5 protein-coding genes and 2 pseudogenes are annotated in these 8,516 nt (G+C 55.8%); 3 read left to right on the top strand and 4 right to left on the bottom strand.

The window, feature by feature from the left end:
- The 3 genes and pseudogenes from IVB27_RS34885 to IVB27_RS34875 form a co-directional block, all read left to right on the top strand.
- The coding region (locus IVB27_RS34885; protein WP_247447246.1) for a hypothetical protein at window positions 1-197 on the top strand (197 nt) is incomplete at its 5' end.
- Window positions 152-382: pseudogene (locus tag IVB27_RS34880) on the top strand (adenosylmethionine--8-amino-7-oxononanoate transaminase); the annotation flags it as partial. The gene IVB27_RS34885 and the pseudogene IVB27_RS34880, both read left to right, overlap by 46 nt.
- 488 nt (window positions 383-870) lie before the next feature.
- Window positions 871-1,477, top strand: a pseudogene (locus IVB27_RS34875) (3-methyl-2-oxobutanoate hydroxymethyltransferase); the annotation flags it as partial.
- Between the two features lie 448 nt (window positions 1,478-1,925).
- Here IVB27_RS34875 and nolL read toward each other — a convergent pair.
- The 4 genes from nolL to IVB27_RS34855 form a co-directional block, all read right to left on the bottom strand.
- Window positions 1,926-3,047, bottom strand: coding sequence for a nodulation factor fucose acetyltransferase NolL (nolL, locus tag IVB27_RS34870; RefSeq protein WP_247342295.1), 1,122 nt, complete (start codon window positions 3,045-3,047; stop codon window positions 1,926-1,928).
- Between the two features lie 1,074 nt (window positions 3,048-4,121).
- A complete protein-coding gene (gene ectB, locus IVB27_RS34865; protein ID WP_247342293.1) occupies window positions 4,122-5,384 on the bottom strand; it encodes a diaminobutyrate--2-oxoglutarate transaminase in 1,263 nt (420 codons plus the stop codon).
- A 1,203-nt stretch (window positions 5,385-6,587) separates the two neighbouring features.
- Window positions 6,588-6,974, bottom strand: a complete 387-nt coding sequence (locus tag IVB27_RS34860; protein WP_026232963.1) for a response regulator transcription factor — start codon at window positions 6,972-6,974, stop codon at window positions 6,588-6,590.
- Window positions 6,975-7,064: 90 nt separating this feature from the next.
- On the bottom strand, window positions 7,065-7,748 hold the full coding sequence (locus IVB27_RS34855) for a response regulator transcription factor (protein WP_018455509.1): 684 nt from the start codon (window positions 7,746-7,748) through the stop codon (window positions 7,065-7,067).
- Window positions 7,749-8,516: the final 768 nt, after the last annotated feature.

Genomic DNA, 8,516 nt, shown 5'->3' with positions numbered 1-8,516 from the left:
ACCAAAAACACTCGCTGATTGACGCTCCGCGACAATCAGAGCGAACAAAACTCTTGCGCGCGACAATCATCGCGGCAATCATCACCTCGCCGCGACACCGACTCGCCATCCTGATTGTCGCGCGCTTCCCATCCAGATTGTCGCGCTATACTTTGAAAACGTTCGCCATAACGGCACCATTACAGCACTGGATCTGAAGACGAGAGATACCGGCTATCTCGCAGGCGTCGGCCCGAGGCTTCACGCCTTCTTTAAAGACCGTAATCTCTTGCTGCGCCCACGCGGTAATACGATTTATGTGATGCCGCCATATTGTGTAACAGCAGGTGACCTGGACGAAATATATGCAGGGATCTGTGACGCTGCCGATGCGCTTGCCTGAAGATGCGCGCGGCAGCGCAAGATCAAGGATCCTGAGCTGAGCTTCCCGAACGACTTGAGAGAGCCTTGCCATAGACCTACGAAATGGACGATTGTGACCTCGCATCTGCAATGTGGGTGCTGCCGGCCGGGCGAGATCGCGGGCGTCGCCGGGCCGGTCCACAGTGTCATCGCGCGTTCGGCTTCAGTCCGATGGCGTCGTTGTGATTGGTTGCGTGTTCATCTGTGTGGAAGTTCCGCCGTTATTTCGATTACAAGAGATTGCCTGGACGGCAGGTCTTATCAAGCGTCTACGGACGCGAAGATGCTGGACACGTCATCCGCATTCCGGAGTTTGCGGCAGCCGTGCGAGCGCTGGTGCCCAATCATTGGAAACTTTGTGCTTCCGACTTCAGTGACGCTCCTTTTCGGCCTCCCTATTGACAGATACCTTCGCTCTTCCAAGGGGAAGGCCATTTCCAGAGACAGGCGAGGTCGGATCAGATCGACATGAGCCACATTTCGCAGCTGTCGGTTGAACGCGTCACGATTCCAGTTCTGCAACGATGCAAGTAGGAAAGGCGCGCCATCGTCATGACCACGGCTTATGATGCGGTAACGACTCGTATCGCCGATCCTGTCGTCGACGTCATTCTTGTCGGCCATAGCGTCGGCAACGTATGCCTTGGGTTTGATGACCACTTTACCGGTCAGCATGGCGATGTAAATCACCACCTGGACGTGGTCGCGCGAAAAGGCCCGGCGCCCAGCCTGTAGCTGACATGCCGTTTCTCAGCTTTCATCTCAGTCCCGACGACGCAATACGCAACTCTGGAGGCGTCCTGCAGCGTGGCGCAGACACCGTCAAGGTTGAGGGAGGGGGTAAGCGTGTCGAGATGCGAGCCTTGGGGAATTGCGAAATTCCCGTGATGGGTCGTCTTGGTCTCGCGCCACAAAGCGTCAAGGCGATGGGCGGCTTCAAGGTACAAGGTCGGAACGCGGACGATGCCCTACGTCTGCTCACGATGCGCACCAGCTACAGCAGCCCGGATGCTTTGCTCTTGTCCTCGAAGGCATCCTGGCCGCGCTCGCCGCGCGAGCGACCGAATCTCTGAGCACAACAGGCTCGCGGTGAGCAAGCGCATCGCCACCTCATCGAACAAGAACGGCTTGTGCGTTGCCGAGGGCCTTTTACTTCGGGCAGCTGTGGGACGAGACGGAGAGTCGAACGACTGGGACGTCTCGGGTTCAGTACGGCACTCGAAGAAACATCTGGCCGAGTGTGATTGGATTAGGTTCGATCGCCAGATCTGGGTCGAAACCCGGCGGCTAGACGACTAGGGCAGCGAAGCTAAGTCTCACGACAGTCGATCTTATTTGAAGGGACGCAATGGGCTGAGTTCCCCGGTGCCATGCAAACCCGAGCAATACACGCTCCGATGGGTTGCTATGCTCGACCGGCGGCACGCCGTCGCCGCCGGACCTGGGTCGAACGCTATTCCCGCGGCGTCACAAGTCGATGCTATCGCAATGCCCTGCCGTACTCAAATATCAAATGCATACAGCTAGTTCATTGCAGGTTTGGCTTGCGGAAGACCTGAGCGTGGCGGCATTCCAAGGACGAGCTGTGACAGATATGGAACGCCGCGAACAATCGAGCGCACCGTTAGCGCGATCACAATAATCGCGGCCCCGAGCATACCCGCGATGATCAACCGGGTCGTGAGATTCCAAAGTTCTCCGAACTGTACGAAATCCATGAGACGGAACACGGTACCCTGGACCAGATAGAGCAGCAGCGTGGTCTGGCCCAACTCCACCGCGATAAAGCGGGCCATTCGATTTGAACGGCGAACGCTCCAGCATTGCAGCAGGAGTTCGATAGCGATTGCTGAGGCGGCTGCAGAGCCAACAAACATCAGAAGCACGTTTTTAGCCGACCGAAAATCGTGAATTACCCCAAGATTATTGTAGACATAGGTGTCCTTGCCCCAAGCTAGAAAGCATACGCAAGTCACTATCGAGAGAAATAAAATCAGGAGCGGCTTGTGATGTCGCGATGTACTCGTCCATCGTTTTCTCGATTGAGCAAGCAAGAAGCCGAAGCAGAAGAACGGGTAAGTGAATCTAATCAGGGGTGATATGGACAATGTCAGAGGCGCGAGTGCGACCAGTATGGCTAAACCAGATATGACCCACGATTGGTGGCTGAGCTTGATAGAAATTTTGAGGAGAAGATAGGAAACAAACGTCGCCCAGATGAACCAGTATGTGCCAGCGAAATCGTCTACAAATGCCAAAAGTCCGCTCGTTAGGCTGGTCGCGTGCCACAATGCCGCCAGCTTAGCTGTCTCCATGAACGTCCACCAAAACAGCATCGGCAGCAAGAGCTGCTTCGCACGGTCGCTGGCGGCTCGAGTGAACGACTTTTGCAGCAGCGATCGAGAAGAAAGATATCCGCTTATCGCCATAAAGAGTGGCATGTGAAACATATAGATCGACTTGTAGTACGGCGAATACCAAAACCCGTCGTCTTGGTAGATGACATACTGAATCAGGTGCCCAACGATCACCAGAACAATGAGCGCACCCTTCGCAAAATCTAAGCTTAGATCTCGATCGTGTGCCTCTGCCGTGCGCGAGCTCGGGGCGATCGTTCCAGTCACGCGTAGCAATGTTTCAAACATCTAGATATCTGTTGTTGATGAGCCGGCGGCCCGTTGTCCGCTTCTTCTGCCTCATTTGCGATCCAAACGAAAGGTCATGGCGGGAGTTTTTGGAACGGGAATAAGCTCAGCTGTTAGGCCTTGAAGATGGAGCTGGCCGTCGCTGAATGCCTCGCGGAACTTTGTGGCAGAGCAGATATCTAATTTGAACTGTTGGTGTAGGACTACGGGCACGGCATACTACTTGCAGGCGCGGTTCTGGGGGGAGACTGTCGCGCTCAGTCTCCCACTCAGCCCGACGCATCTCAGACCCGGCAGGTGCGTCGGGCTTCTTCGGTTGGCCCAGCATAGTTCACCTTTGGTCCGTCACCTTCGCTTACCGCCGAGGCGCTCACGCCAAATAGGGGCTTCTGATAGCTGAACTCGGCACTCGCACTTCCGCAAATGGTTCGTCCAAAGGCCCGGTCGCCAGCCAATCAGCCGGTGTGATATCTCTCGTCATCGCGTTGCTGTCCTTTGCGGAATCAGCACCCCGAGCCTACCGGCTCAAGGTGGACAACGCCGACCTCTTCAGAAATTCAACAGAACCCGGGACATCGCCACCGCGCGTTCGTTGACGGATTTCGTCGCAAAGCCGGCGGCCCGAGTGATTGCTGCTGCACCTACGCTGTAAACGGCTCAGCCTGGATCGCTGCTGCACAATACACGGTCCTAACAAAGTACTCGTGCGGCTGGGCAGTGGCCACCAAGAAGCCACACTACACCATTGGACTCCATTCCGCACCACGAGCTCACCTTCGGCAAACCTCAGATTGGAAACTTAGATAAGGCAGCTCGACCAGAGTCGCTCGCGACTGCGAGGCTCTATGGTCAAAGGTGCTGCTCGCACTCACGTGTTGTGGACCGAGGAGAGCAGCAGGCGTTCTCCGCGCAACAGCCGACTTGGCGGATTACAGATAGCGTTGGCCTTCAGACTTTACGTTCATGATCATGGCCTCAAAACTCCTGAACCATTTCGGCGGCAAGCAAGGACTCACGCCAGTGACTTGCGGCGATGCGGTCGCTAGCAACAGTTTCTCTCGTGTGCCTACAAGTTTAGCTTGCTCGGGCTGAATTCAACGTTTCGGTCAATGACTCCTCGAATATGTCTAGGCCTTGTCCCAACGTTTCTTGCTCGATCGTAAGTGCAGGCAAGAACTTTAGAACCTGATCGGTCGGTCCGCATCGCTCGACAATCAATCCCTTCTCAAACGCTCTATGTGACGTCGCCTCTGCGATTTCGGTCGTTTTGCAATCGAATCCGCATACCATGCCCCGTCCACGAACAGCAAACCCGTTTCCGTGCTGGTGCGCGATAGCATCGAGTCGACGCCGCATAAATGCGCCCAAGCGTCGAACCTGTTGCGAGAACGTCTGGTTGCGCCAATACAGATTCAAAGCCGCTTTGCCAGAAACGAGTGCAAGGTTGTTTCCTCGAAACGTCCCCGTGTGCTCACCTGGTTCCCATGCGTCAATCGCTTCTTTGATCAGGAGCATCGATAGTGGCAAACCGTACCCACTCAGCGATTTCGACATTACAACAATATCTGGCGACAACGCGGCGAACTCGAAACTGAAGAACTCGCCTGTACGGCCACAGCCCATTTGGATATCGTCAACTATGAAAATAGCTCCGACCTCTTTTGCCAAAGCCTCAATTGACTGCAACCATTCCTTACCGGCGACGTTAATGCCTCCCTCACCTTGCACGGTTTCGACGAGAATGGCGGCTGGAAGATCAGTGCCACTGCTCTCGTCCATTAATACCTTTCGCACGTAATCCGCCGCACTGTGAGCGGAGCCAAGATACCCATCATAGGGCATGAACGTTGTGCCGGATAAGGGAATGCTGCTGCCTTTGCGGTAAAAGCGGTTACCGCTCGCGGCTATGGCTCCCAAGCTTTGACCGTGATATCCATTCGTGAAAGAAATGACGTTGTGTCGTCTTGTGATCTTACGCGAGAGCTTTAGAGCTGCTTCAACAGCGTTAGCTCCCGTAGGCCCTGTAAATTGAAAGCGGTAGGAAAGATTCCGTTCACGAAGGATGACAGAGCTAAAGGCCTCCATAAATTCGACCTTAGCTGGGGTGGCCATGTCCAAGCCGTGGACGACGCCGTCCGAGTCCAGATACTCGCTGATTGCCGCTTTGATCTCCTGATTGTTGTGGCCATAATTTAGCGCTCCAGCGCCGGACAGAAAGTCAATGACCTTTCGGCCATCCTCTGCGAACATAATCGAGCCGCGCGCCCTGCTGAACACAGCAGGAAAGGAACGTGAGTACGAGCGCACGTTAGACTCTAGCATTTCGACTGTCTTCATTCTGTGCGGCTCGTGTCCTCCAACCATGTCGTCGTCTCCTCGACAAGAAAATCTGCCCGACGAACAAGCGCGCGGCCAACATTGTACAGGATTGGCGGATCATGAGCGCACGGTTCCGGCGCCTCTCGGCGTCCTTTGGGCTCTGCGTAGGGCGTCTGAAAATCAGCTCCAACGGCTTACCCGAGGAACCAGGCGGAACAAAGCTACTATGTCTAGCAGTTTCGTCCCATCCAGCGAGGGCCCAGGCTAAGTCGTCTTTCGCGGGCAGGTTTGCTTAGTCGCGCGCGATCGAAGAATTTGCGCATACAGCGCGGTTAGCTTGGAAGCGGGGAAGTATGTGGGCCGAGAAAGTTCATCGCGACCAGAGGGCCGATGCGCTCCCGGCGACCGCGGAGCCCGCCAGCCGGAGGCGTGTGTTGGATGCTCACGCTCAGGGTCCCGGCGAGTAGAAGGGACAGGGCCGCCGCGGATCTGGCCCGGTGCGCGGGCTTATCGCTCGTCCAGAGCCGCCGCTTTGGGCCTTGCGTTTGGCCGGGATCGGCCCGGAGGGTGGTGGCGTGGATGCGTTCGGCAGCAAAGGCGTGGCTTGAAATTGCTTCGACCAGTGGCATTTGTGTTGCCCTGCAACCCGATTGCGTAGGTTCGGGTGCTTCGGCCCGCCAAAGGGTTGCTGGGAGCGAACGCAAATTGGCGAGTTTGGCGTACACCGCTCGATCCTTCGAAAGCTCAACATCGAAAATGCGGCCTTTGGGTTTCCTGTGAATTCCGAAGCGATCGCCTCGACAGACTGCGGGATTTTGGACGCGATCGTCCCGTCCTGCTCCCGCAAACTCGGTGCCAGATTTGTCTGGAGCGGTGGCACAAGTTTCAGGTGAATTCTTTGTTCTAACGACGTCCTGCCGGCAAGCCGCTGCCGTGGCACTTCGCGCTAAGCTCAGCAAGGATCTTAGGAGTGAAGGTAGGGCGCTCGTTAAACCGATGAGGCCCTCGCCTCCTCTGATTGCGCGATCATACCAAAGGCGCCTTGTCAGGAGCCCGACGTTGCAAGTGCTTCAACCAGATGCCGAATGTGCAACAACAATGACAGGAATGCGGCAAGAAAGGCGATGGTCCACTGGCACGCGGTAAGCACGGGCAGTCGCGCATTGATCGACATCGTAAGCGCCGCGCGAGTGCGCTTGGTCCAGACTGCTTCCCCATCTTTCACGCGTTCGTTCCACCCTGCTCGCGAAGCGCTGCATCGAGGCAGGCGCTCAACTCCAGGTCAGCAAACGGCTTGGCAAAAAAACCGGCTACGCCCGCGCTCAACGCGCGAGCTCGCGTGCGATCATCTGCGAAGGCAGTCATCAAGATGAACGGTGCAGCGTGGCCCTGGGCTCGCATCTTTTCCAAAAGTTCAAAGCCGCTCATCATGGGCATCTGCACGTCTGCAATGACACAGGACGTGTGGTTCAATTGAGACGACCGCAAGAATTCTTCAGCCGATGCAAACGTATGAACGATGTGGCCCTGCGATTTCAAAAGATTGTTCAGTGCGGCACGAATCGCAGGATCGTCGTCAATAACGGAAACAGTTGAATACCTAGACAAGACGACCTGTTCTTGGTTGGGCGAAGGCGCTGGCGACGCATGACGGCCAGCAGAAGGGTGCGCGTGTACGACGAAATTGTAAAATCATACTTAGGTTTGTACCGTGAAACGCTCAGTCCCAATTCCCAGCCTCTCAGCCATCCTGATCAAATCGGCTAGCGATCGAGCTCCCATCTTCTTCATCACGTGGCCGCGATAGATTTTGACTGTAATCTCGGCGAGCCCGAGTTCCGCGGCTACCTGTTTGTTCAATAGCCCGGCGGCGACCAGTTTCAACACATCCTGCTCTCGTGGACTTAGGGCCTCAAACAAGGACTGGAGCCTGCTGACCACCTTGTCTACACCTCGTCTCTTCCGATCCTGTTCGATAGCTGCGACTACGCCATCGAGTAGTTCCTGATCGCGAAACGGCTTGCTGAGAAAATCGATTGCTCCACTCTTCATGGCTTTGACGGTCATCGGAATATCGCCATGAGCGGTGATGAAAATGATGGGAATGTGAATCTTCTGTTTGGCTAACTCATTCTGGAGCTCAAGGCCGCTCAATCCAGGCAGCCTGATGTCAAGCACAAGGCAGCTAGGAACATCAGGGAGCTCGCTCTGGAGCATTTCCCGGGCGGATCCGTAAGCAACGACATCTAGACCGATCGAACGAAATAGGTTGACCAGCGATTCGCGCATTGAGAGGTCATCGTCGACGACGAAGACGCTCGGCCTCACCTCAGGCCCGACGACATTTGGGGCTTCCTTCCGGGGTTCAGAGCGCTTGGTCACGATAAGAGCCTCACTTGTACGATTTACAGTAGACTTATTGCCTCACTACGACCTTCGATCGAGCGGATAGGGCTTTTGAGGACTTCCGCGCAGTGCAAATCTTTGAAATTTTCAAGGTATGTGACCGGCCAGCCATTCGCGCCAGCGTGACGCAGGCAGGAAAGTGTAGCAAAAACCGCTCGACTGGTCGAGAACTGCCTTTGGAGTCTGTCCGCCGTCGCGTTGGATTGGCTCCCAAGCGGCCGTCAAACGATCAGCAGCCGATCGAGCAGCACCGAATCCAGAACTTGAGGCGCTCCGCTTTAGCGGCGGCGCGTGTCGCCTGGCCTTCGCGAGTGAGACTGCAGCGGACGGCTCATTATGCGGCTGAAGGATCAGAATGCCCGTCGCCTTGGTAGTTGCACGCGGGGGCGCGAGCTGAGCGAATCGGCCCGATTGTGCCTGTGCATGCGCCGATCCCGCCGGCGTTGAGATCGGCAAGCGGAGTAGACTATCGCACCCATGCTAAGGAAAATAGACATCAGAGCGAGTAGCAGCGGCATCAGCAACATGAACTCTTCTTTTCCGTCGTCGGAGCGCCTGTGAGTTGCTCTGTGTGAGGAAAGCACCTTGCACCGATTTCGTACAACCTGACGCAAGGTGCGATTCAAGTCCTTTCCGTCATGTTTGGTAACTGCCCAGGTGGCCGTTTGTATTCTCTTGACTGACCACATGTGTTTGTGAGTCAAGGTATGGGTGACGCCGCCAAATTCCTCATTGTCTGTGGAT

The sequence above is a fragment of the Bradyrhizobium sp. 197 genome (genome assembly GCF_023073375.1).
Classification (GTDB): Bacteria; Pseudomonadota; Alphaproteobacteria; order Rhizobiales; family Xanthobacteraceae; genus Bradyrhizobium.
This window is presented reverse-complemented; position numbering and strand designations above follow the sequence as displayed.